This is a genomic window from Ochrobactrum sp. AN78 (assembly GCF_029909885.1).
Classification (GTDB): Bacteria; Pseudomonadota; Alphaproteobacteria; order Rhizobiales; family Rhizobiaceae; genus Brucella; species Brucella quorumnocens.
Window position 1 is genome coordinate 245,785 of the sequence record NZ_JASAMU010000002.1, and the last position, 22,917, is coordinate 268,701.

A 22,917-nucleotide genomic window follows, 5' to 3' on the forward strand; every position below is an offset into this window, starting at 1 on the left:
ACTATTTGTTTTTACGCACATCTTGTTTCGAAAACCGGCTCCCACTTTTCGGGACGTGCTCTAAAATAGCTAATTCCATGTGCCTACAAAGAACACCGCACAATAATGCAGTGCTGCGCCAACCACGACGAAGCCGTGCCAGATGGCATTCTGAAACCGCAGGCGTTCCCACACATGAAAGATCACCCCCAGAGAATAAACCATGCCGCCTGCCGCAATCAGCCAAAACACGGCCGAAGGCAATGATTGCACCATGGTGTCATAGACCATGACACCACTCCAGCCCAATGCCAGATAAAGCAGGATCGACAACCGATCAAAGCGACCCGGCATGAACAGCTTGAGCATGATGCCAACAAAAGCCACGCTCCACACAAAGAGCAAAAGTGGTATGGCGCGATCACCCATATGGACAGCAAAGGGCGTATAAGTTCCAGCGATCAGCAGATAGATCGCCGAGTGATCGAAGCGACGCAGGAACCATTTGGTGGGTGAAACCGGCCAGATATTATAGACCGCGGAAATTCCGAGTGCTGCAAGCAAGCTCGCGAGATAGACGCCGGACGAGATTAACGTGGCTGCAGACATGTTCGGCAGGAAATAAATGAGCATTGCAATGGCACCCGCAAAAGCAAGCGCCACACCCAGCACATGGACCACACCATCTGCCCAAAGCTCGGCCCGATCATACTTCCATTTAATTGGATAAGGCAGTTTTACATCCATCACACACGCTCACGTCTTCTAAGGCATCTCTCCCAAAAGTGGGCATCAGTTTTGGGAGACACCGCAACACTCTTTTGTTAAAGCATTTCCAGCAAAAGTTGGAACCGGTTTTGCGTTCGGAAATGCGTAAAAACAAATAGTTACAGCGGTTCCAACGAGTCAATAATAACTGGAACCGCTGTAAGACAGCAAACTGCCATCGCTTTGCAGCGTCAAGATTACAGTTTGTCGGATGGGGCTATTGCGCGGAAGGCGTATAGGAAGCCTGAATTGGTGCGACACCTGGCAACGGAGCAACAGCTGCATCTGGCAGAGTTGCCGTTTCGGATGACGCAGCGGCAGCATCGCGGGTCGGACCGGTACGCTTCCAGCTGCCATCAAGCCCGGTTTCCTGCAACAATCCCTTGCGCTTAGCATCGTAATAGTAGCCGCGTGCATAGAAACGAACGGCCTGACCTTCATCACCACCGGCAACCTTATACGCACCCGAGAGGTAACGAACCGCGTATTTCAGATTTGTTTCGGCGTCGAGAAGGCCCTTGGCATTGCCCTTATAACCCATGCCGCGCGCAGTTGGATGGCTGATCTGCATCAGTCCCCAATATGGTCCATTGCGCGCGCCCGGATTGAAGCGGCTTTCGCGATGCACAACGCGGCGCACCAGACGCTCCGGTACATCATAGGCAACAGAATATTTGGTAATCAGCGCATCAAGTTCTGCCGGCGCGTGATCGGGTGTCTCAAACGCCATGTTAGCAGCCATGGAAGCTGGAGAGGCTTCCGCCTGCGCACCAGCATAGGCCATCATTGGCTCGGACTGGCCGCGAATGCCCGGAATAGGGACATTGGTCGGGAGAACCGGGTTTTCCAGCGATGCAACTGTCTGCATTCCATCAGCAGGAGTGGCCGCATCCGCAACTGTGGTTGCGCCTGCGGCTGGAGTTGCCGTGTCGCCCGTTGCAGATGCGGTAGCCGTTGAATTTTCAGCCGGCGAAATCAGTGCGGTCTTTGCAGGCTTTCCGTCACTTGTCGTGTTACAGGCGCTGAGAGCAACTGCACAACCAAGGAGAAGAGCGCCTTTAAGAAAGGTCAGAGAAAGCGGTTTTGATTGAGCTTTTATACGCATGAGTGACCGATCCTATGAATCGAAATCTTGTTCGATACGTTTTTCGAGTTCAACCAGATCTGCTGGTAGAGGCATGCCTGTGGCTTTGAGCGCATTGAGCTTTTCGCGAACTGTCTCGCGAATCTCATGAACGTCCTGCGGCTGGTTAACCATCTGCTCAAACAGCAGAGCAATTTCCGCCTTGATGTCCTCGAATGCCATAAGACCCTCTTGGCTTGAGCGGGTCCGTTTTGCGACCCGGTTCAGTCAATATTCTTTCAATCGATAACCGTCATCTACCACGCAAAATACGTGAAGCGAAAGCCCAGAACGTCACGGACGTGTCAAAATGAATATTTCAATCGGTAACAGAACGCTCTTAAACCTTACAAAATACGCGGCAGCATCGTATCTATCGCATTGAATTCATGCGCGAAAATTCCAAAGTCATCCAGGCCGAGACCACCATCGGGATCGAACAGATAAATGCTCATCCAGACGAGCGCACATGTCAGCAAAATCGCCAATATCGTCAAAAGCAGAAGGCGGCGACCGAGGGCGGCTTTGTGGCCGGCTCCGTCCTGTGGTGTCTTGTTCATGTTCAATCGTCGTTTGTGGCGTTCAAATCTTCGGGCGGTGTACCATGTTCTGACGGTGCTGCAAGGTATCCGTGCTGCACGAGCGATTTACGCAAAATATGGATGATGGCCTCGGTCTGGTTCAGACCGGGATGCTTTTCGTTGATAAAGCGCTCAAGGGCGTCATGTATGTCAACGGGAAGATAGGTGCTCATCATTCCTCCTTCGAAAGGTTCTCGATACGCCAATCATTTCTGGCTGTTTCTGGCCGTTTCAGGACAGGATTTCGTCAAACAACTTTCACCGAAATCGTGCCGACACCATCCACATTTCCCTGCAGAATGTCTCCCCGCTTCACGGCACCCACACCGGCCGGTGTGCCGGTATATATCAGATCACCCGGTTGCAAGACAAAGAGAGACGAAAGATACGCGATGGTTTCGGGCACTTTCCAGATCATCTGGTTGAGATCACCTGCCTGACGCTGCTCGCCATTGATTTTCAGCGTAATTGCGGCTGATTGCGGATGACCGACTTCAGACACCGGCACGATGGCCGAGCAAGGTGCTGAATGTTCGAAGGCTTTCGCCACTTCCCACGGGCGACCGGCCTTTTTAGCTACAGCTTGCAAATCGCGCCGCGTCATATCAATACCGACCGCATAGCCATAGACATGATCAAGTGCCGTCTCGACCAAGATATCGCTGCCGCCTTTCTTGAGCGCCACAACCAGCTCGATCTCGTGATGCACGTCTTCGGTCTTTGGCGGATAGGGGAAATCGCCACCATCAATCACAAGGTTATCTGGGTTTTTCTGGAAGAAAAAAGGCGGGTTACGGGTTGGATCGCCGCCCATTTCGATGGCGTGATCGGCATAATTCTGGCCGACGCAATATATGCGATGCACGGGAAAACGTTCTTCAGTGCCCTTCACAGGCACAAAAGTCTGCGGTGAGGGCGCGAAAACATAATTGGTCATGAATGGCTGATCCCGTGAGAATTCTGATGCATTTCCAGCACAAGTACCTGAGCTTATTTGCGTGGGATAATGCGTAAAAGAGTTAGTGCAGTTCCAAAGATTCTATCTTAACTGGAGCCGCCTGCCTGCATCATGCAGGCAGGAATCGGCTGCTGCAAGTCTCGATAATACAAATTTCCGTCACGTCTTATGTCGAAGCGACCACGTATTCCGCATCGCGTGAAGTCGAAACCACGAGTTCGGCATTTGGAATATCATTGGAAAGCGCCCGCTCCCGGGCTGCACCTTCAGTATGCCCGTAATCGAGCCACCGCTGGATAAGACGACGCTCCAGTTCCGCAAAAGGCACGTCCAGAAAAATAGTCATATCGAAAAACGGCGCAAGGCGCGTCCACGGCTCCTGGTTTAGAAGCAGATAATTACCCTCAACCAGCAGAACCTGATGCTCGCCCCTAACGATTGATGCGCCAGCACGCGCCAGATCCAGCGTGCGGTCAAAAGCTGGAATGACGATGTCTTCAGAGGCTTTTTTCAAGCGCTCCAGAAGTACTGCAAAGCCTGCGCAATCAAAGGTCGGCGGCGAGCCTTTGCAGCTGCGCAACCCACGCTCATCTAGGATTGCATTATCGAGATGAAACCCGTCCATGGGCACGACCACGGCAGGTCCAACACCGTCTTTATTGATCGCGTCCCGCAGAAAATCCGACAGGGTTGACTTGCCCGCGCCGGGAGGTCCAGCGATCGCGACAATCAGACGATCTTGCTTGTTTGAAAGCCGTGCAAGAATTTCCGCAGGCAGACTTTCAGCTGGACAACGTGTCATAGGATGGAGCCTCAATCGAAAATTAGAAGAGTTTCTGTAAAACAGCACACAGTTTGTTATTTTCAAACAATAAGTTTGATCTATCTTGTCTTGCAATGACCGCAAAGACTGATCACTTGCTAATTCAAATTATTGAATCGAATGGGAAAATTATGACTGTCAAAACAGTTGCCACCACGCCCTTTCAGGATCAGCAGCCCGGCACCTCCGGACTGCGCAAGAAAGTCCCGGTTTTCCAGCAGCCCAATTATGCTGAAAACTTCATCCAGTCAGTTTTCGATGTGCTGGAAGGTTTCAAAGGTAAAACCCTTGTGGTCGGCGGCGATGGACGCTTTTACAATCGCGAAGTGATCCAGAAAGTCATGAAATGCGCTGCTGCGAACGGCTTTGGTCGCATCATGGTCGGTCAGGGTGGTATTCTTTCGACCCCCGCCGCATCCAATATGATCCGCAAATACAAGGCTTTCGGCGGTTTGATTCTCTCTGCGAGCCATAACCCCGGCGGGCCCAACGAAGATTTCGGTATCAAATACAATATCGGGAATGGTGGCCCGGCACCGGAAAAGATCACCGAGGCGATATTCGCCCGCTCCAAGGTGATCGATCAGTATAAAATCGCTGAAGTTGCAGATATCGATATCGACACGATTGGCACGGCCAAAATTGGCGAGACTGAAATCGTCATCTTCGATCCGGTTACGGATTATGCCGAACTGATGGAGAGCCTGTTCGACTTTGACGCAATCCGCGCCATGATCAAGGGCGGCTTTGGCATCAAATTCGATGCCATGCATGCCGTCACCGGCCCTTACGCCAAAGAAATTTTCGAACGTCGCCTCGATGCACCAGAAGGCAGCGTGATGAATTTCATGCCGCTGCCGGATTTTGGTGGCCATCATCCGGACCCCAACCTCGTCTATGCCAAAGAGCTTTACGACCTGCTGATGTCGGATAATGCGCCCGATTTCGGTGCAGCATCGGATGGCGATGGCGACCGCAACCTCATTATCGGTCGTGGCGTCTTCGTGACCCCATCCGATTCGCTCGCCATGCTTGCAGCCAACGCGCATCTGGCGCCGGGTTACAAAGATGGCATCAAGGGCATTGCGCGCTCTATGCCGACGAGTGCCGCTGCTGACCGTGTGGCGGAAAAGCTCGGCATCGGCATGTATGAAACACCAACTGGCTGGAAATTCTTCGGCAATCTGCTTGATCATGGCAAGGTCACGATCTGCGGCGAAGAAAGCTCCGGCACCGGCTCAGATCATGTGCGCGAGAAGGACGGGCTATGGGCCGTTCTCCTCTGGCTCAACATTCTGGCAGTGCGCAAGGAAAGCGTAAAAGCCATCGTGGCAGAGCATTGGGCGCGTTTCGGACGCAACTACTATACGCGCCATGATTACGAAGCCGTTGATTCCGACATAGCAAAGAAGCTTGTTTCTGATCTACGCGGTAAGCTTGCAAGACTGGCTGGCACGAGCGTCAATGGCCTCAAGATCGAGAAGACCGACGATTTCGCCTATCATGATCCGATCGATCATTCGGTAAGCGAACATCAGGGCATCCGCATCTATTTCGAAGGCGGGTCGCGCGTCGTTTTGCGTTTGTCAGGCACCGGCACATCGGGAGCCACTATCCGCATTTATATCGAGCGCTACGAAGCAGATCAGGCCAAGCACAATCTGGATACGCAGGAAACTTTGGCTACTCTGATTGACGCCGCCGAACAAATCACTGAAGTGAAAAAACGCAGTGGACGAACCGAGCCGAGCGTAGTTACCTAAAGCCAGTTTCCACTCTTGGGAGACGAACTATAATAAAAAGGGCCCGAAAGGGCCCTTTTCTAGTTTAGTCAAAAACAATCGCCGGAGCGGTCTTTCCAGCTCCCTTGCCCGCCTTCATGTTTTCCCAAACTTTGCGAGCGATTTCGCGATAGATCACCGCATGTTCGCTCTCCGGCTCCACGACTGTAATTGGCGTGCCATTATCGGAATGGGCGCGTACATCCATGTGAAGCGGCACTTCGCCCAGAAAAGGCACGTTCAGCCGTTCAGCTTCCTTGCGTGCACCACCATGGCCGAAAATATCGTAACGCGTGCCGGTATCAGGCGCGATGAAATAGCTCATATTCTCCACAATGCCCAAAAGCGGTACATCCACCTTACGGAACATGTTAAGGCCCTTGCGCGCATCGATCAAAGCCAGATCCTGTGGCGTAGACACGATGACTGCGCCCGCGAGCGGAACCTGCTGCGCCATGGTGAGCTGTGCGTCGCCAGTGCCGGGAGGCATATCGACGACGAGTACATCCAGTTCGCCCCACGCCACTTCACGCAACATCTGCGTCAGCGCCGAAATGACCATCGGCCCACGCCAGATCATGGGCGTGTCTTCTTCCACCATGAAGCCCATGGACATGACCTTAAGGCCATAATTTTCCATCGGCTTCAGCGTACGGCCTTCAATCGTTTCGGGTCGCCCCGAAAGACCGAGCAGGCGCGGCATGGAGGGCCCATAAATATCTGCATCAAGAATGCCGACCTTAAGCCCATTGGCCAACATGCCGAGTGCGAGATTGACCGCCGTCGTAGATTTACCAACGCCGCCCTTGCCTGATGCAACAGCGATGATCGCCCCAACACCGGGAACGCCGGGTTTGCCAGCAGGACGTGGCGGGGAAGCATGACTATGGGCGGCGGCAGGAGCTGGAGCCGGTCGTGGCTGAGGTTTCGGTGGTGGTGGAGCATCATCGCTGGTCCGACCACCTTTCTTTTCCGCAGTCAGTGTCACCAGCGCACCGGACACGCCCGGGATTTCCTTCACTGTTTTTTCAGCGGCAAGCCGCATCGGCTCAAGCGCATTTGCACGATCCGCCGGGACTGTGATGGAAAAGAAGACCTTGCCGTCGGCAATAAAAATATCCGACACCAGACCGAGCGACACGACATCGCTTTCAAAATCTGGACCTGTTACGGCCTTTAGCCGTTCCAGAACCTGTTCACGCGTTACGCCTGACATTATTCAAACCTCGTCTGCAGCAAGCCCTCGTCTGCAACACGCATTGAGCTTGCCCGCTTCGCATGTCTTGAGATAATCCAGTTTTAGCCAAAAGGCCAATAGATCCGATGAAAGAGTTTCCAGCAGGCAGGTGACATCATGGCTAAAGCCGTCCATTCAATGATACGCGTTCTCAATGAGGAAAGATCCGTTTCCTTCTACGATCAGGCCTTCGGGTTGAAGATCGCGGAGCGTATCGATTTTGAAACTTTCACGCTGATCTATCTGCGCAATGAGGAAACTGATTTTGAGGTCGAGCTGACCGTCAACAAAGGCCGTACTGAACCTTACAATCTTGGCGATGGTTATGGACATCTCGCCGTTGTCGTCGATGATCTTGATGCCGAATACACACGCTTCATGGAGCTAGGGCTCAAAGTCGGCAAGCTCGTAGACTTCAAGAATGGCGATGTCCAGGTCGCGCGCTTCTTTTTCGTGGAAGACCCGGACGGTTACAAGATCGAGGTCATTCAGCGCGGCGGGCGATATGTGTAATTAGGCAGTAAGGCAGTATTGCCGTTAGAACCTTACACAACCAAACATGCTGACCTATTCCCTTAAAGCGCTGCTATTTGACGCTTGGCAAAGACGACCATGATGAATTAGTTAAAGCTCTGCACAAAGGAGAAGCTGAGAGTTGAAGGCCGGTGCTACACATTTGCGGGTGATGCTGGCAGTACGCTTGCTAAGCGTACTGGCGCTGATGCTCGTTGCTTTCGCACACAAGCCGATCAATATCGCATCTGCTGAAGAGTTGCTGCTTGCAGAATATGTTCTGCCCGATGGCACTTATCCGGTGCTCTGCATCACTGATCATGCGGTTGATAAAAGCGGCCATGCCCGCGATCAGCATCTGCACAACAGCAATGTCTGCGAAGCCTGCCGAATTTCATCTGCATACCTGTGCCCGCAACCTGCTCCATCGACAGGGGCAGCACCGCAAATGGCTTTGGCGCTTACAGTTGTGCCATCCCAGCCTGTGCTCTGGCGTGACATCTATCCGCCATCGGCGCCGCCACAAGCGCCCCCCTTCGCCTGAAACCAGTCTTTCAACGCGTGCTTAAAGCTAAGCTGCGCCCGAACACATGACTATTCAGGTTTATCACAATGAAAAATTTTCGTTCTTTCGCACCTGCCGTTTCTATTATTGCTCTTTTTGCTTCCGCAGGGATAGCAACTGCCCATTCATCGCTTGAAAAGAGCGAAGCTAAAGCAGGTGGCTTCTATAAGGCGGTCGTTCGTATTCCACATGGTTGCGAGGGCAAGGCTACAACGGCGGTAAAGGTCGAGCTGCCAGAAGGTTTTATCTCTGCACAGCCGCAGCCAAAAGCGGGCTGGAAAGTTGAAACCGCCAAAGGCGATTACGCTGAGAGCTATAAGGTCCACGGCAAGGATGTGACCTCCGGCGTCAAGCAGGTGACATGGAGCGAAGGCGATCTGCCGAGCGATTTTTACGATGAGTTCGTCGTGGTTGGCCAGCTTGCAAAATTCGACAAGGACACAACACTCTCCTTCCCCGTAACGCAGTTCTGCGGAACCGATGATTCCGTTGCCTGGACCGAGATTGCCAAAGAAGGTCAGAACCCGCACGATCTGGAGCATCCTGCTCCGCAGCTTCAAGTGCTGGCAGCGACCGACTCCGATGAACATGTCGGCCACGGTGGGCATGGTTCGCATAACGACCAGGCAAATCATGGCGATCACGCCATGGCCCCAATCAAGGTCGGAGATCTAACAATCACCGCCCCTTCGATCCGCGCCATGGTTCCAGGTGCGAAAGTCGCTGGTGGTTTCCTGACCATTGCAAATGAAGGCAAGGCCGCGGACAAGCTGGTTAGCGTCAGCACCACAGGCGTCAAGCGCGTTGAAATCCATGAAATGAGCATGGAAAATCAAGTCATGAAGATGCGCAAGCTCGACGGCGGGCTGGATATTCCAGCGGGAGAATCCGTGGAGCTGAAATCGGGCGGATATCATCTGATGTTCATCCAGCCGGAAACGCCTTACAAGGAAGGTGACAAGGTTTCCGCGACGCTGGAATTCGAAAAGGCTGGCAAGATTGATCTCGAATTTCCAGTGACCCCGCAAAGCGGTAAATCCGACGACCATTCAAATCATTAAAGCATGTCTCCCAAAAGTGGAAACCGGTTTTGGGATAAAGAAATGCGTTAAGATAAACGATTAACGCGCGACACGCTTTAGAGCGCGTTTCGATCTGATTGGATCAGATCGGCGCTCTAATTATCTGTTTTAACGCGCATCTTTGTCCGAAAACCGTTTCACACTTTTCGGGATGCGCTTTAATATTGAGAGCAAAGGGCGATGACGCGCTTCTCTCCGTGCTTTATGCGCCCGTTTGCCGCAACCGCTACCCCGTTGTAGCGGTTGCGTTCTTCGCTTATTGCTGTAAACATGAATGTAATAGTCTAGAATAATTCTACACTATTGAAATAATTCACCTTTTTAAAAGCTGAGTAATTGACTCCAGATCAATTTGCAGCTTTTATGCGCGAGAGTTATTTTGTGCAACCTTTGATGTCTGGGCCTTGAACCCTTTCGATTGGAGGACCCGATGATCGGTCTCAGTGAATGCCGGTCCGCAAATGTGGATGGATTGCCATGGCAACTTCATCTTTTGCCGACCGGATATTGCAATGCGCGAGGGGAAACAGAACGCCTCGCGAAGCATAAGCAGCAAAGCTGCACATTTGTTCGGCCCTCTGAATGGAGGCGAACATGAATATGCGTATCTCGGAGCTGAACGGCACCAATAGCGTGGGCTATTATGATCGCCTGCCGGAAAAGCTGGTGCTTGAAGGCTATCGCCGCTGGACTGCCGGTTTTGAAACCGGATCGATCATTCCCTGGGAAATGACCTGGGGCCTCTATTCGGAAGTGCTTGGGACCTCTGAAGCAAAGCGTGCAATCGCCGAGCTTTCCCAGTTTATTCGTGTGCTGCGCCATTGTGCAAGCTGTCAGCTGCGCGCATTTCCATTCGACTCGCACCATGTGTGCCGAGAGGAATGTCTGACGCTGGGCCTGATTTCAGGTATCCAAAATCAGGATGGCTTGCTGCTCGATACCTGCCTTGAGGCAATCGCCTGTAAACGGCGTTGCGACGATGTGGCAGATGCGGCCCGCAATTTTGCCGACACATTGGCCGATTTCGGACAGACTTTGTTGCCAATACCGATCCATGCCATCGACATTGCTTTGAACATTACCCGTCGCGCGACCTTTCACTAATTTCAGGAACGCTGCGTAGGAAACCACTTTGATTGAGACCGCTCATTGCGGCGCGAGGAGAACAAAATGCAAGCCAGAACCGAACGACGCCTCGGCTTTGTTGCAGCCATTGCTTTGACGACAGCAGCCTTTGCCATGCCGGCAATATCCACCCAGATGGCGCAAGATATGACCGCCCCGAAATCACAGACACTCCACGCTTCAGTGGATAGCATGAAGATTGAGCTTTCACGCCTCGTCGCTTTTGCCGACACAGCAGCCAAGACAGGTCGTTACGAATAATCGTCGCGAACGAAGCATCCGAATAACCGGGCAATACGACCTCCAGTCAGCCCGGAAAACTTTAGAGCGTGTGCATTTCCTGAATGCACACGCTCTTTTCTCTTTGCGCGTCTTATCCGAAAACCGCTTCAAATTTTTCCGGATGCGCTCTAATTCTTTTGCGAGATGAAACACCGATCATCCAACGATGATCGGTGCCTTTCCCTGAACACGATTATATAGATCAATGATGTCCTGATTCATCAGGCGGATACAGCCCGACGACATCGACTGGCCAATCGACCACCATTCAGGTGATCCGTGGATGCGATAACCCGTGTCGCGACCATTCTGGAAGATATAAAGCGCACGCGCGCCGAGCGGGTTTTGCGGACCCGGCTCCTGACCGTTGCGATACTTTTCAAGGTCTGGCCTGCGCTGGATCATTTCCGGCGGAGGCGTCCAGCGCGGCCATTGCTTCTTGTACTGAACATTGGCGCGGCCCTGCCATTCAAAGCCCGCCTTACCGATGCCAACGCCATAACGGAGCGCTTCACCACCAGGGAGCACGTAGTATAGGAAGTGGTCCTTGGTGCTGACCACAATCGTTCCCGGCGCTTCGCCTGTCGGATCCGGCACTATCTGGCGACGGAATTCTTTCGGCACTTTGGCATAAGGAATCGCTGGAAGCGCATATTGCCCTTCCTGCACCGCCGCATACATCACGTCAGGTGTAGTGATCGCCTTGTCCACGCTGATTTGCGGACGCATCGGTGTAATGCCGCCGGTGGACATCGGATCGACGTTCATCTGGAATGCAGACATGTCCATCGTTTGTGAACAGCCCGTAACGCCACCCAGCAAGACAGCACCCGTACCGAGCAGAAAATGACGACGGCTTAATTTCTCATTCAACTTAGACATACAAATCGCCCAACTCGAAACAATCGGCAAAATGCCTTCTTATCGTTTCGACAATTTGCGTCCTTATGGTTGAGGAAGCGTTAATCCACTCGCGTAAACGTTAAGAAAAATGGTTGCCGCCAATTGTTGATTAATAAAAAAGGCCGGGCATGAGCCCGGCCTTTTTGATCAAATTCTGCCGATCGATCAATAATCTTTTTCGTAGAAAATACCGCCGCTGGAATCGCCTTCCGATCCCAAAGCACCCTTGACCTTGAGGTTTCTGGAAATGTCGAGATTGACGGTGCCCTTGGTCGAACCGCCGGAACCAGCTTCCACGCCAAGATAGATATTATCGCGAATATAACGACCGGCGCGTACAGCGGTTTCGCCCTTGCTGTCGGTTACGACATCAATATCGTCCAGGCCCGTTCCCTGGCGCAGTTTGCCCATCAGCGAGTTGTTGGAACCGCCAGCAAGTTCGGCCGCTGCGGCTGCGAGCTGCGCAATCTGGAAGGCCGACAATTCGCCAATCGAGCGCTTAAAGATGAGATGAGCAAGTACTTCATCCTGCGGCAGTTCCGGCGAGGAGGAGAAGACGATATTGAGATTATCGACCGTGCCAGTGACTGTCACAATGGCCGTAATATCATCACCTTCGCTGCGCGCAACGAAATTAAGCTGCGGATTAAGATCACCCACCAGCGTTACGTGACCTTCATCAAAGGTAATGCGCTGACCAAGAATACCGATGCGGCCACGGATCAGGTCGAACGAACCCACCGGTTTGATATCCGTCACAGGTCCGGTCAAACGAACGCGTCCACCCAATTCCGTATCGAGGCCGCGACCCCGCACAAAGATCTGGTTTGGCGCGTTCACAGTGACATCGAGACGTGGCACTGTTGGACGTGCTGTCGGTGTTGGCACCCTGCTGCGGCGCGTCTCTACCTTGGCACGATCGAGCGTTGCCTGAACATTCTTTGGCGTATTTATATGGCGAACAGGAACGTAAGCCGCTCCGCCGCCGAGATTTTCTGGAACCGTAATCTCGGCACGATCAACATCAATACGGCCTGAAATCAGCGGATCGCGCATCAGCGGGCCGGTGATCGAGATGCCGCCATTGACGGTCGCGACTACCAGCTTGCCGTCCGCGTAGCGAGCACGGTCAAGCTTGATGTCGATATTGGCAGGGAAATTGGCCGCTGCATTGGTCGAGATCGTGCCGGTCGCAGAAATTGCGCCACCGCTGCCAAAAGCTGCATTGACCTGACGGAGTGTAATGGTCTCACCCTCCATCGCCCCCATGACATTGATGTTGTTGAGGCGAACATTAGTTTCAGGATCAATGAACTGTGCGCCAGACGTCGAGAACATACCGCGCAGCTGCGGCTTATCAAAGCCACCCGAAACACTTGCTGTGAGCGACAGCGTACCACTTGCCTGCGCACCGCGATCCGCGAGGAAGCGATTGGCGAGCGCCAGAGGCAAGCTGCCCGAAACATTCACACCGAGCCCCTGTCCCGAGAACGGCACCTTGCCGTTTGCGGTAACATTGAGGCCCTGCGGGCCATCAACTGTCAGCGAGGAAATATCGACGGCCTTAGCGGCGTAATTTCCTGCAGCCTGAAGGCTCAAAGGTGCTAGGCCATTATCGCGCAGAGGTTTTGCCGCCAAACCTGTGCCACGCAGATTAAAGCTTGCGGCTGGATTGGTGAGAGGGCCTGTAATGCGCGCCGTGCCTGTTACATTGCCGGCAAGGTCCTGTCCCTTAACGGCACCATTAAGAGCAGTCAGCGGCAGATTGGCGAGATTGATATCGACCGCCATGTCGCCCTGCCCAAGCGGTACTCCGCCCTTCGCAGTGACATCGATGCCGCCTCCGCCCGTGACATGGGCATCAACATTCAGACGATTGTTGTCGGAGCTGCCCTTTGCATCCGCATTAAGTGCTGCGATGCCTTGATTTTTCAGCTCAGCTGCAGTCAAGCCGCGCGCAGCAATATCGAAAGCCGCATTTGGCTTTTCACGCGTACCTGTGACGCGTGCCGTACCGTTGATCGTACCGCCGAGGCCAAGCTCAGGTTTGAATGTATTGGCAAGTGCAAGCGGCAGATTGGAAAGAGCAACCGAAAGATCAAGACGCTCTCCGATTGCACCATTGACCTTGACCTGACCGTCACCCGTATTGACGATGATATCGCCAAACGAGATGTCGCTTCCCTTCATGGCAATGGTTGCAGGTGCCGCAAGCGTTGCTGACAATGCGCCTTGCTTCACGTCGGCCGATGTCAGCCCCAGTTCAAACCCGCCGTCCTTGGGTTCAAGTGAGCCGGCAGCATTCGCAACCGTACCAATTTTGAGTTTGGTGCTGGCCGTAAAATCAGTCTTTGTGCCGGTTGCATTGGCCTTGGCATCGAAATTATCGATCCCAAAAGTGCCGACCAGAATGTCGCGGGCACCCGCGGCACCATCCACAACCGGAACACCGAACAGGTCCTGTGCTGTGAGCGCGATGTCAGCAGACGCAATGTGATTGCCGTTGATCTTCAGACCACTGGCCTTGGCATTGACGGTCGCATTCTGGCGCTCGCCATTTGCATCTAGCGTGATGTCGGCATTCGCAGCGCCTGTTGCATCGGCAAGGAAAAGGGCGGCAGCCGTCGAAATATCCGGCGCATCCACATTTAACTGACCAGCCAGCAGTCCCTTGGCGTTCTGTGTGAAATTGCCCGAAAGATGCGCGCCACCTGCGTTGAAGACGAGGTTCGTCAGACGCTTCTCGTCATTGACAATATCGATCAGCGACCCGATATCGACGCGTTCTCCATTAAGGAATGCACCGCCTGCAAGCTTGCCTGAAAGCGATGCACCCGTAGTTGCATTGCCATCCAGAAGCGCGTTGAAATCAAGAGCCCCTTCGGAAAGCTTGCGGTCCGCAAGCGCCCCTTGTGGAGCATCGGCGCGTAGTGCCAGTGCAATCAGCTTGTCCTCGCCGCGCGCGCTGCCTTTGATCGTCATGCGACCGGAGGCTTTGTCAGACAGAAGCTTGAGATCAGACAGCGCGACGCCAAAATCGAAATCGGCTTTGTCGGATGCGAAAGAGCCATTAGCGGTAATTTCGCTCAGCTCGTTGCCGATGCGAAAATTGCGCGCAGAAAACCCTTGTGCGCTTCTTGCGATTCCACCGCTCAGCTGAACATTGCCGTCAAGAATATTGTCGACCGCTTCCGTGCCGGTGCGCATATTCTGTGCGTTGCCATCCAGCATAAAGTCAAACGCACCGCTGATCGGGCTAAGATTGCCTGATGCCTTCACATCAATGCTGCCCGCCAGATCGCGATCGGCCAGCGCACCATAAGGCGCGAGGCTTGCGACCTTAGCGAGAATATCGCCGTTGAAAACAAAATCATTGATCTTACCCTGAAGCTCTAAGCTGAGGCCGTTGCCTTCGATGCTTGCTTTGTCAAGATCGACAGCAGTACCGGCACGCCAGCCACCTGCGATCGCCAGATCAATTTTGTCGCCAAGCGCCTCAGCAATTTTTGCGTCTGTCGCATCGATACCGCTCACGCCGCCCTTAACATCAAAGGTTACACGGCGATTGGCGGCATCGTTGAGGTTTTCAGCAGCGCCACCCATGTCGAGCGCGATGCTCGACGCGGAAACAGTCGCATTCTTGAAGCCAGCAATCGCAAGCTTTCCGGTCCAGTCATTGGTCGGACGGTCGCCGTAAGCAATCTGAAGCGTTGCATTGTTGATGGTTGTCTCACCACCCTTGACCGGCAAGAGCACCTGCCCCTTGCTATCATCCTGAATATTCGCATCAACGCGCAGCTTGTTCAGAAAGCCATCGCTGCCCGATTCCGCAGAGGCTTTCACCTTCAATGCAGCCGTCGTCAACGCCAGATCGTCAAGGCGGAAACCACCACCATCTTTCAGAAAACCGTTCGCAGACAAGGCAGTTTCAGCACCAAAGAAGTCGCGAAATGCCGGAGGAACCAAAACAGCGATCGGACCATCCACACGAGTTGCAAAGACGCGGCCATCGGCCTGACGCGTCAATGTGAAGCCACCTGTCAGCGTGCGATTGCGATTGGTATCAAGTGCCAGGTCAATCTTGAGATCGTCAAGCGTTCCCTTACCCGTCAAAGTGAGATCAACCGGCGGGCGTCCATCGATATTGAGCAGATTGGCGACGATGCCATTGGCAGGCTCTGCGACTTTGAGATCAAGATCAAGCTTCTGATCGGCATTGGCATAAGCCGCTCTGAGCGCAAAATTGCCGCCCGGCCCATCAAGACGCTTGATATCAAAGGCTGAATTCAACGATCCGTCGGCGAGCGACAGATTGCCGTTGAGTGATACTTCCGACTGAAGCCCAAAAATATCCTGCCCAAAATGCAAGCGCGCCACATCGAGACTATCGATATTGACCGAGAGCGGTAGCTCCGGCAGGCTGAAGCTTGACGATTCCGGCGATGGCAGGCTGTTGTCCGGCAATGGCTTGCGGATGATATCGATACGCTCGGCCACCAACGACTGGATGCTCAGGCGACCAGTGAAGAGTGCCGTACGGCTCCAGTTGAGCTTGGCATTCTCGATACGCAGCCACACGCCTTCACGGTCGGCAATGGTTATAGCGCCAACACTTGCTTCAGACGACAGCAGGCCACTCAAGCCCGAAAACTGGATACGACGGTTCGGTGCGGAAAGTTTGCTCTCCACAAAAGAAATAAAATACGACTTCTCTTCTTCCGCCTGCTCCTGCGCGACCACAGGAATGGCAAAGAGAATGAAGGCTAAGAGTGCGAGAAATCTGGTCAAAACGCCTGTCCTATGCCTACGTAGAACGCATAGCTCGGATCGCCCGAGCGGCGGTTAAGTGGAAGTGCGACGTCAAGACGGATAGGTCCAAGCCCTGTCAGGTAGCGCAGACCCAAGCCCGCGCCGATACGCATTTCTTCCGAAAAATCTGGATAGGATTGCTCGCCCACATAGCCCGCATCGACAAAGCCGACCACACCGATGGAATCGGTTACGCGTGTGCGTACTTCGCCCGATGCCTCGACCAGAGAGCGACCACCGATAACGTCGCCAGTCGATGTTTCAACACCAACGCCACGATAGGAATAGCCACGGATGGAACCGCCGCCGCCTGCAAGGAAGAGCTGATTCGGTGGGAGATCTTCAATCTCCGCACCGACGATAGAACCAACTTTCACGCGGCCTGCAAGAATCACGCGGTTTGTTGCGCCAAAACCGTAATAGGCACGGCCTTCCGCGGTGAAACGGGTCGCAAAATTGCCCCGCTGGAATTCGTAGAACGGTTGAACATTGCCTTCGAGATAAACGCCGGAGCTTGGATCAGGCTTGTTGTTACGGCCATCATAAAGGAGATTGCCTTCAAGCCCGCCGGTCGTGAATTCGCGTGTTCCGAAATAATCGTCATCGAAGCGGCCATGGCTCGCCTTGGCATAAAGCGCACCTGAAAGCTCATCGCTGAAAATCTGCGTAAAACCGGTTTTCGCGTTGATCGAGGTTTCGGTATAAGCGTCGAGCACTTCGCGCTTGGCATCAAGTGCGGCCACGAAATCCGTATCCGGTGTGAAAACGCCCGGCTTCGTGAAGCTTGTGCCAACCATATAGGTGAAGTTGGCCGGATCGAACGAGTTGTCCTGCGAGCCACCGACACCGCTGACCTTGGCATCAAAGCGCAGACGCTCGCCTTTGCCAAACAGGTTGCGATGCATCCAATATCCAGTCACACCAAAACCATCGAGCGTCGAATATTCAGCACCAAAGCCAAAGCGGCGTGGTTTGCGCTCCTGAACATTGAGCGTCATCGGCAGACTGCCATCCGGTTCAATCTGCTCGGCTTCCTCAAAATTCATTGCACGGAAGACTTCCATGCGTCCAAGACGCTTCTTCGCCTTCTCAATATCGTGTGGATCATATTCCTGCCCCGGTTTCAATCCTGTCATCCAGGCGATGAATTGCGGGTCCATACGCGCAGTACCCACCACGCTTACAGGGCCATAATGTGCCTTGCGACCAGGATCGAGTGATACGTCGGCTGCAAGCGTGTTTCCATCGTGATCGGCGACGATATCTTCGCCTGTCACCTTGGCTTTCGCATAGCCTTGCTGACGCCACGCTTCAACCGCAAGACGTTCAGCTTTCAGGATTGTACCGGAACGTGCAACTTTGCCCGGTGCGAAACCTGCTTCTTCAGGCGATTGCACCTTGTCTTTCTTATCGACAGGTGGTGGCGCGATATTGGAAATTGCCGTACGCGAGAACAAAAACTGCGGACCGGGATCGACTGAAATATCGATTCTGGCATTGTCGGGAATATCCGCATCTACGGGAATGTCGTTGGCTTCGCGTCCATCAACCTTGATGGAAATCGTGCCGCCATAGCGCCCTTCGCCATAAAGCGACGACAGGATACGGCGGTAATCACCGCGTGCCTTGGCAAGCAGTCCAGCGGAACCTGAGGCGGGCTTATCCTCGTCTGAAACCAGACCGGATGCGCCTTCAATAACAGATTTCAAATCCGCATCGCTGCCATCGGCATTCTTTCGACTGCCTGTCGCTTCTACATTCACTGAATAGTGTTTCGGATCAGAGATGACCGCATCGGCATCTTCCGTCTTCTCTTTACCCCAAAGACGGACGCCAAAAATTTCGAACGCCAATGCAGGCGACACCGTCATTGAAGCAAATTGCACCGCGAGCGCGAGCACAATGAGACTTCTTCCCTGTATCGTCCTGTTACTCCAAGTCATACACGTTACTGTCCGGTTTCTATTTCACGACCGCTTGGGTAGCGCTTCGTCCTCCCCCAATCCCAGGACGATTCAGGGATTAACATAGAGTAGTGGGAAGGCCAAGCTTCAACCCAAATGCGTTATGACATTTCAAGCCCGGATGAGATTTAATCTAAGAAAAACCGAATATACGCGACGGTCCGATTAGAATCTCAAAGCGCTTCCAAAGCTCAAAGGTCAACTATTCCCTATTTTGAATAGATTGAGTCAATGGAGAGTTAATGGAGAGCGTTAATATTGAGACTGCTAGAATGCGTTTCGATCTGACCGGACCAAATCGGCTCGCTAATCATTTTTCTACGCGCATCTTATCCGAAAACCGCTTCACACTTTTCGGATAAGATGCGCTCTAAAGTTGGAACCGCTCAGATAACAAAATGATTGCGGCCCGCTGGAGGGAGGGGAGTCCAGCGAGCCGCGGATCAGGTCATCAGGAGGGGAAGATAACGACCTGATATTTAAAAGGCCGCTGTTATTTTTAACGCCCGGCGTGCATTGGCCTCATGTTTCCAAAATGCATGCCACCGCCGCCGAAACCACCGAAGTGATCTGGGCCAGACGTGAAACGTGGTCCTACACCCCGACCAGGCCCCCAGTTTCCACGTCCGCCGTTCGGCCATCCTCTGCCGCCCCATTGCGGGCCATGCCCCCAACGTGGGTTCCAGCCATTGCGTCCACCACCACGATTGGACTGGCAGTTGCGACCGATACAACCATTGATGTAATTCGGGCCACCGCGCCAGCCGGGACCACCACCCCAGCCTGGTCCCCAATAGCCACCGCCCGATGCCCAACCTAAACCGAGACCGAGTCCGAAGCCGGGAGCCCAACCATTATCGTATCCGTCATTACTGACGATTACGGTCGTGTTGGATGGGGCAGCGTAAGCGCCATTATACGAACCAAAGCGGACATAACGCGCCGAGACGAAACCAACACTGCTGCCATTATAAATCTGGCACCAGCCGTTGCGGCAGGAACCGGCATTAACCGTAATACCTGCAGGAAGTGTTGCAAGCCGTCCGTAATTTGCACCTGGGCCGGAGCGAACATTGACTGAAGCGGATATATAAGCCGTAGCCGCAGAAGCAATTGCGGGAGTGAAGAGTGCTGAGGCTACAATTGCCATACCAACAAGGTGGTTTTTTACGAGCATATTCTTAAATAAAGACATCACAAATTCTCCAAAACACAGAGCAAATAGAGACGAATTAATTATCAAACGCGATGCATACTATAACAATATTGCTCACAGTGCAAACAACATACATAAGAATGGTAAATCTATTACTTATATTAGAGCAATCTATAATTAGTTATCTGCGATATATATGTTGCGTTTACAATAAATTGATTAAAATTTTACATTTATTTACTTATATAATTCGAACTGCCGATTGGGTCGCTCTTCAGATATTTTGGGGCAAACTTTGCGCACTCGCGAAAACCAGCCGCCGTATCCTATCTGCGTCCGAAGGCAACACGGGATTATAGACGATCATCCCAAGGTCCGGACGTCCGTCGACGGCGAATCCCGAATATTCAAGTTCCAAACGCCCAAGCTTTGGATGCAAAAGTCGCTTGGTTCCTTCGCTGTAAATACCGATGTCATTGTCACGCCAAAGAGCTGCAAATTCCGCGCTTTGTTGACACAGTTCCTCGACCAGTTCAGTAACCTCCGATGCCGCTCCAGCACGTGTCGCATCGGCGCGAAATGCCCCCACTACAAAGCGGGCCACCTCGCCCCAGCCATCCTGTTTGGCCCTGATGTCGGAATTGCAAAAGATCCGTTTGAGAATATTGCGATCTTCCGGCGGCAGAGTGCTGTAATCTGCCAGCACAATTGCGGCGGCCCGGTTCCATGCCACAACATCCCATGTGGCTGTCTTGATGATCGCAGGGCTGGTTACCATTGCGTCGATCAGACGTTGCAGCCGAGGAGTGATTTCTGATGGCCGTTTGTAAAACACTTCGGGAGGATGACCGAAGGCAAGCATGAAAAGATGTTCGCGCTCCGGTTCAGTCATCATCAGTCCGGCCGCAATCCGATTTAGGACATCCGTCGAGGGTGAGCCACCCCGCCCCTGCTCAAGCCAAGTGTACCATGTTGGGCTGATATTGGCGCGCTGCGCTACCTCCTCACGCCTTAACCCGGGCGTGCGGCGGCGACCTGCAGCAAAGCCCAAGGCGGTCGGATCAAGCCGCGCACGACGGTCTTTGAGATATGAGCCAAGCAGGGAATTGGTCTTTTCCGACATGGTTTGCCTGTTAGTTATTATACTATGATAATGTCACTACTTTAATAGGATGATTAAGCATCGCAGATTGTCGCCAGAACAACAAGGAGACCATCTTCATGCGAATTTTTCTTACAGGCGCGACGGGCTTTATCGGTTCGCATATCATCCCTGAACTTATCTGGGAGGGCCATGACGTGCTCGGCCTCACCCGCTCCGATGCTGGCGCTGAAAAGCTCGTAGCGGCCGGAGCAGAAGCACATCGCGGTGATATCGAAGACCTCGAAAGCCTGCGTCGAGGTGCTGCTCAATGCGATGCCGTCATACACACCGCGTTCGACCATAACTTCGCGAACTTTCAGGCCAACTGCGCGAAGGATCATCGCGTGATCGAAGCCCTTGGCTCTGCGCTTGAAGGGACTGAGCGCCCGCTCGTCATAACCTCAGCCACTGCCATGGGAGCGGCAGTTCCTGGTGAACCTGCTGTCGAAAGTCACTTCAATCCCCATCATCCCAACCCACGTGTGGCTTCAGAACTAGCGGGATATGAGCAGTTGCAACGCGGCGTCAATGTATCCGTTATGCGGCTTTCGCAAATCCACGACACACGCAAGCAAGGCCTTGTGAGCGAACTCATCCCGCTTGCGGTCGGGTCCGGGGTCTCAGCCTATATCGGCGAAGGCGCCAATCAGTGGTCGGCAGCCCATATTGATGACACTGCGCACCTCTACCGGCTTGCAGTGGAGCGGGCGGAACCGGGCGCGCGTTATCATGCCACAGCCGAGCAAGGCATTGCGTTCCGCGCGATTGCTGAGGCCGTCGGCGCAGCGCTCAATCTACCGGTGGTATCACTTAATGGGCAGGAAGCGGCTGAACACTTTGGCTGGCTTACAGCATTTGTCAGCAAAGATATGTCGGCGTCAAACACATTGACACGCGAGCGGCTCGGCTGGAATTCACTCGGACCCGGATTGCTGGAAGATCTGGAGCAATTGGAGCGATGAAATAAGAAGAGTTATATGCTTCCAAAATGAAAGCGCCCCGGAGGGAACCGGGGCGCCACGCGGCTTTTAAGGGGGAGAGGGAGGAAAAAAGCCGCGGAACCGGGCCGTCAGGCCTGGTATCAGATGATCAGAAGGCCGGCCAAAACCGGCCTTTTGAAATGCGTTTATGGCAGATTACGCGCATCGTCCGGCGTCATATACATCGGCATCATGTTGGTATCGAGGTGATGCATGACCCAGATAGAACCAGCAAGCACGATGGCCAGAATGATGACCGTGAAGATCAGCGCGAGGATGTTCCAGCCATTTTCCGACTTCGGGTCAAGGTGCAGGAAGTAAACCAAATGCACCACGATCTGAACAGCAGCCATACCGATGACGATTGCTGCAGTCGTTGCTGGCGTAAAGTAACCGTTCATTGCCAGCATAAACGGAACGATGGTGAGAATGATCGCAAGAGCCAAACCAATCAGGTAGGACTTCAGGCTGCCATGTGCGGCTTGATCGTGTGTTTCGTGTCCAGAGCTCATCACAATACACCCAGCAGATAGACAAGGGTAAAGACGCCAATCCAGATGATGTCCAGGAAGTGCCAGAAGAGGCTCAAGCACATCACGCGCGTCCGATTCTTTTCAGTCAGGCCGTCACGCAGAAGCTGGGCCGAAAGCACCAGAATCCAGACCAGACCTGAAGTAATGTGGAGACCGTGCGTTCCGACCAGCGCAAAGAATGCCGAAAGGAATGCCGAGCGACCCGGTCCTGCACCTTCAACGATCAGGTGATGGAATTCATAGATTTCCATGACCAAGAACGCTGCACCTAGCAGGAAGGTAACGCCCAGCCAGAACAGAACACCTGCACGGTTATTCCTGTACATCGACAGCGTCGCCAGACCATAGGTCAGGGACGACGCCAGCAGCAGCATGGTTTCAGTCAACACAAACTGCAGGTCGAAGAGTTCACGGCCGGTTGGGCCGCCCGCGAACTGATGCGCCAGAACGGCATAGGTTGCAAACAATCCCGAGAAGAGAACGCAGTCGCTCATCAGATAGATCCAGAAGCCGACCAGCGTGGTCGACCCTGCATCATGATGATCTTCGTGAGCGGGATGCTCGTTTCCGCCCTTGAAAGGGCCGGTAGTCGTAACGGTCGCGCTCATGGA

The 22,917-nt window shown here is 53.4% G+C and carries 22 protein-coding genes; 7 read left to right on the top strand and 15 right to left on the bottom strand.

Annotated features, from left to right (window positions below):
- Window positions 1–69: 69 nt before the first annotated feature.
- The 7 genes from trhA to QBD00_RS04745 form a co-directional block, all read right to left on the bottom strand.
- On the bottom strand, window positions 70–726 hold the full coding sequence (trhA, locus tag QBD00_RS04715; RefSeq protein ID WP_095445835.1) for a PAQR family membrane homeostasis protein TrhA: 657 nt from the start codon (window positions 724–726) through the stop codon (window positions 70–72).
- Between the two features lie 238 nt (window positions 727–964).
- Entirely contained in the window at window positions 965–1,852 is an 888-nt protein-coding gene (locus tag QBD00_RS04720) for a lytic transglycosylase domain-containing protein (protein ID WP_318578776.1), read from the bottom strand.
- A 12-nt stretch (window positions 1,853–1,864) separates the two neighbouring features.
- Window positions 1,865–2,053 (bottom strand): hypothetical protein, encoded by a 189-nt coding sequence (locus QBD00_RS04725; RefSeq protein WP_024898257.1) that lies wholly within the window; start codon window positions 2,051–2,053, stop codon window positions 1,865–1,867.
- 164 nt (window positions 2,054–2,217) lie between these two features.
- Window positions 2,218–2,430, bottom strand: coding sequence for a hypothetical protein (locus QBD00_RS04730; RefSeq protein WP_095445833.1), 213 nt, complete (start codon window positions 2,428–2,430; stop codon window positions 2,218–2,220).
- Window positions 2,431–2,432: 2 nt separating this feature from the next.
- A complete protein-coding gene (locus QBD00_RS04735; protein WP_318578777.1) occupies window positions 2,433–2,624 on the bottom strand; it encodes a hypothetical protein in 192 nt (63 codons plus the stop codon).
- Between the two features lie 74 nt (window positions 2,625–2,698).
- On the bottom strand, window positions 2,699–3,388 hold the full coding sequence (locus QBD00_RS04740; RefSeq protein ID WP_095445832.1) for a fumarylacetoacetate hydrolase family protein: 690 nt from the start codon (window positions 3,386–3,388) through the stop codon (window positions 2,699–2,701).
- Between the two features lie 187 nt (window positions 3,389–3,575).
- A complete protein-coding gene (locus QBD00_RS04745; protein ID WP_318578778.1) occupies window positions 3,576–4,211 on the bottom strand; it encodes a nucleoside/nucleotide kinase family protein in 636 nt (211 codons plus the stop codon).
- Between the two features lie 152 nt (window positions 4,212–4,363).
- On the opposite strand from QBD00_RS04745, the gene QBD00_RS04750 reads away from it, so the two are divergent.
- The gene (locus tag QBD00_RS04750; RefSeq protein WP_318578779.1) at window positions 4,364–5,995 is read left to right on the top strand and encodes an alpha-D-glucose phosphate-specific phosphoglucomutase; all 1,632 of its coding nucleotides are present in this window, start codon (window positions 4,364–4,366) and stop codon (window positions 5,993–5,995) included.
- 64 nt (window positions 5,996–6,059) lie between these two features.
- Here the strand turns inward: QBD00_RS04750 and QBD00_RS04755 are convergent, their stop codons facing one another.
- Window positions 6,060–7,229, bottom strand: a complete 1,170-nt coding sequence (locus QBD00_RS04755) for an Mrp/NBP35 family ATP-binding protein (protein ID WP_318578780.1) — start codon at window positions 7,227–7,229, stop codon at window positions 6,060–6,062.
- A gap of 138 nt (window positions 7,230–7,367) precedes the next feature.
- Between QBD00_RS04755 and QBD00_RS04760 the strand changes: the two genes are divergently transcribed.
- From QBD00_RS04760 to QBD00_RS04780, 5 genes are all read left to right on the top strand, one after another.
- Window positions 7,368–7,763: a VOC family protein gene (locus QBD00_RS04760; RefSeq protein ID WP_264230506.1), complete on the top strand. Its 396-nt coding sequence runs from the start codon at window positions 7,368–7,370 to the stop codon at window positions 7,761–7,763.
- A gap of 142 nt (window positions 7,764–7,905) precedes the next feature.
- A complete protein-coding gene (locus QBD00_RS04765) occupies window positions 7,906–8,307 on the top strand; it encodes a hypothetical protein (RefSeq protein ID WP_412534981.1) in 402 nt (133 codons plus the stop codon).
- Between the two features lie 68 nt (window positions 8,308–8,375).
- Window positions 8,376–9,389 (top strand): DUF1775 domain-containing protein, encoded by a 1,014-nt coding sequence (locus QBD00_RS04770; protein WP_318578781.1) that lies wholly within the window; start codon window positions 8,376–8,378, stop codon window positions 9,387–9,389.
- A 615-nt stretch (window positions 9,390–10,004) separates the two neighbouring features.
- Window positions 10,005–10,514 (top strand): hypothetical protein, encoded by a 510-nt coding sequence (locus QBD00_RS04775; protein ID WP_191793747.1) that lies wholly within the window; start codon window positions 10,005–10,007, stop codon window positions 10,512–10,514.
- Between the two features lie 66 nt (window positions 10,515–10,580).
- Window positions 10,581–10,796 (top strand): hypothetical protein, encoded by a 216-nt coding sequence (locus tag QBD00_RS04780; protein ID WP_024898268.1) that lies wholly within the window; start codon window positions 10,581–10,583, stop codon window positions 10,794–10,796.
- 177 nt (window positions 10,797–10,973) lie between these two features.
- On the opposite strand, the gene QBD00_RS04785 is transcribed toward QBD00_RS04780, so the two are convergent.
- The 5 genes from QBD00_RS04785 to QBD00_RS04805 all read right to left on the bottom strand — a co-directional run bounded on the left by QBD00_RS04785 (window position 10,974) and on the right by QBD00_RS04805 (window position 20,772).
- Window positions 10,974–11,699: a L,D-transpeptidase gene (locus QBD00_RS04785; RefSeq protein WP_095445825.1), complete on the bottom strand. Its 726-nt coding sequence runs from the start codon at window positions 11,697–11,699 to the stop codon at window positions 10,974–10,976.
- Window positions 11,700–11,885: 186 nt separating this feature from the next.
- Window positions 11,886–16,508: a translocation/assembly module TamB domain-containing protein gene (locus tag QBD00_RS04790; RefSeq protein WP_318578782.1), complete on the bottom strand. Its 4,623-nt coding sequence runs from the start codon at window positions 16,506–16,508 to the stop codon at window positions 11,886–11,888.
- Window positions 16,505–18,430, bottom strand: a complete 1,926-nt coding sequence (locus QBD00_RS04795) for an autotransporter assembly complex family protein (protein ID WP_318578783.1) — start codon at window positions 18,428–18,430, stop codon at window positions 16,505–16,507. The genes QBD00_RS04790 and QBD00_RS04795 overlap by 4 nt, the downstream gene beginning before the upstream one ends.
- Before the next feature lie 562 nt (window positions 18,431–18,992).
- A complete protein-coding gene (locus QBD00_RS04800; protein WP_095445822.1) occupies window positions 18,993–19,688 on the bottom strand; it encodes an SH3 domain-containing protein in 696 nt (231 codons plus the stop codon).
- A gap of 235 nt (window positions 19,689–19,923) precedes the next feature.
- The gene (locus QBD00_RS04805; protein WP_318578784.1) at window positions 19,924–20,772 is read right to left on the bottom strand and encodes a helix-turn-helix transcriptional regulator; all 849 of its coding nucleotides are present in this window, start codon (window positions 20,770–20,772) and stop codon (window positions 19,924–19,926) included.
- Window positions 20,773–20,870: 98 nt separating this feature from the next.
- Between QBD00_RS04805 and QBD00_RS04810 the strand changes: the two genes are divergently transcribed.
- The gene (locus QBD00_RS04810; protein ID WP_318578785.1) at window positions 20,871–21,755 is read left to right on the top strand and encodes an SDR family oxidoreductase; all 885 of its coding nucleotides are present in this window, start codon (window positions 20,871–20,873) and stop codon (window positions 21,753–21,755) included.
- 164 nt (window positions 21,756–21,919) lie between these two features.
- Here the strand turns inward: QBD00_RS04810 and cyoD are convergent, their stop codons facing one another.
- Both cyoD and cyoC read right to left on the bottom strand, forming a co-directional pair.
- Window positions 21,920–22,285: a cytochrome o ubiquinol oxidase subunit IV gene (gene cyoD, locus QBD00_RS04815; protein ID WP_095445819.1), complete on the bottom strand. Its 366-nt coding sequence runs from the start codon at window positions 22,283–22,285 to the stop codon at window positions 21,920–21,922.
- A complete protein-coding gene (cyoC, locus tag QBD00_RS04820; protein WP_095445818.1) occupies window positions 22,285–22,914 on the bottom strand; it encodes a cytochrome o ubiquinol oxidase subunit III in 630 nt (209 codons plus the stop codon). The genes cyoD and cyoC overlap by 1 nt, the downstream gene beginning before the upstream one ends.
- Window positions 22,915–22,917: the final 3 nt, after the last annotated feature.

What these genes read in the sequence shown, in the direction of transcription:
- trhA (WP_095445835.1), bottom strand. Translation starts at nt 726, where the DNA reads ATGGATGTAAAACTGCCTTATCCAATTAAATGGAAGTATGATCGGGCC.
- QBD00_RS04720 (WP_318578776.1), bottom strand. Translation starts at nt 1,852, where the DNA reads ATGCGTATAAAAGCTCAATCAAAACCGCTTTCTCTGACCTTTCTTAAA.
- QBD00_RS04725 (WP_024898257.1), bottom strand. Translation starts at nt 2,053, where the DNA reads ATGGCATTCGAGGACATCAAGGCGGAAATTGCTCTGCTGTTTGAGCAG.
- QBD00_RS04730 (WP_095445833.1), bottom strand. Translation starts at nt 2,430, where the DNA reads ATGAACAAGACACCACAGGACGGAGCCGGCCACAAAGCCGCCCTCGGT.
- QBD00_RS04735 (WP_318578777.1), bottom strand. Translation starts at nt 2,624, where the DNA reads ATGAGCACCTATCTTCCCGTTGACATACATGACGCCCTTGAGCGCTTT.
- QBD00_RS04740 (WP_095445832.1), bottom strand. Translation starts at nt 3,388, where the DNA reads ATGACCAATTATGTTTTCGCGCCCTCACCGCAGACTTTTGTGCCTGTG.
- QBD00_RS04745 (WP_318578778.1), bottom strand. Translation starts at nt 4,211, where the DNA reads ATGACACGTTGTCCAGCTGAAAGTCTGCCTGCGGAAATTCTTGCACGG.
- QBD00_RS04750 (WP_318578779.1), top strand. Translation starts at nt 4,364, where the DNA reads ATGACTGTCAAAACAGTTGCCACCACGCCCTTTCAGGATCAGCAGCCC.
- QBD00_RS04755 (WP_318578780.1), bottom strand. Translation starts at nt 7,229, where the DNA reads ATGTCAGGCGTAACGCGTGAACAGGTTCTGGAACGGCTAAAGGCCGTA.
- QBD00_RS04760 (WP_264230506.1), top strand. Translation starts at nt 7,368, where the DNA reads ATGGCTAAAGCCGTCCATTCAATGATACGCGTTCTCAATGAGGAAAGA.
- QBD00_RS04770 (WP_318578781.1), top strand. Translation starts at nt 8,376, where the DNA reads ATGAAAAATTTTCGTTCTTTCGCACCTGCCGTTTCTATTATTGCTCTT.
- QBD00_RS04775 (WP_191793747.1), top strand. Translation starts at nt 10,005, where the DNA reads ATGAATATGCGTATCTCGGAGCTGAACGGCACCAATAGCGTGGGCTAT.
- QBD00_RS04780 (WP_024898268.1), top strand. Translation starts at nt 10,581, where the DNA reads ATGCAAGCCAGAACCGAACGACGCCTCGGCTTTGTTGCAGCCATTGCT.
- QBD00_RS04785 (WP_095445825.1), bottom strand. Translation starts at nt 11,699, where the DNA reads ATGTCTAAGTTGAATGAGAAATTAAGCCGTCGTCATTTTCTGCTCGGT.
- QBD00_RS04800 (WP_095445822.1), bottom strand. Translation starts at nt 19,688, where the DNA reads ATGTCTTTATTTAAGAATATGCTCGTAAAAAACCACCTTGTTGGTATG.
- QBD00_RS04805 (WP_318578784.1), bottom strand. Translation starts at nt 20,772, where the DNA reads ATGTCGGAAAAGACCAATTCCCTGCTTGGCTCATATCTCAAAGACCGT.
- QBD00_RS04810 (WP_318578785.1), top strand. Translation starts at nt 20,871, where the DNA reads ATGCGAATTTTTCTTACAGGCGCGACGGGCTTTATCGGTTCGCATATC.
- cyoD (WP_095445819.1), bottom strand. Translation starts at nt 22,285, where the DNA reads ATGAGCTCTGGACACGAAACACACGATCAAGCCGCACATGGCAGCCTG.
- cyoC (WP_095445818.1), bottom strand. Translation starts at nt 22,914, where the DNA reads ATGAGCGCGACCGTTACGACTACCGGCCCTTTCAAGGGCGGAAACGAG.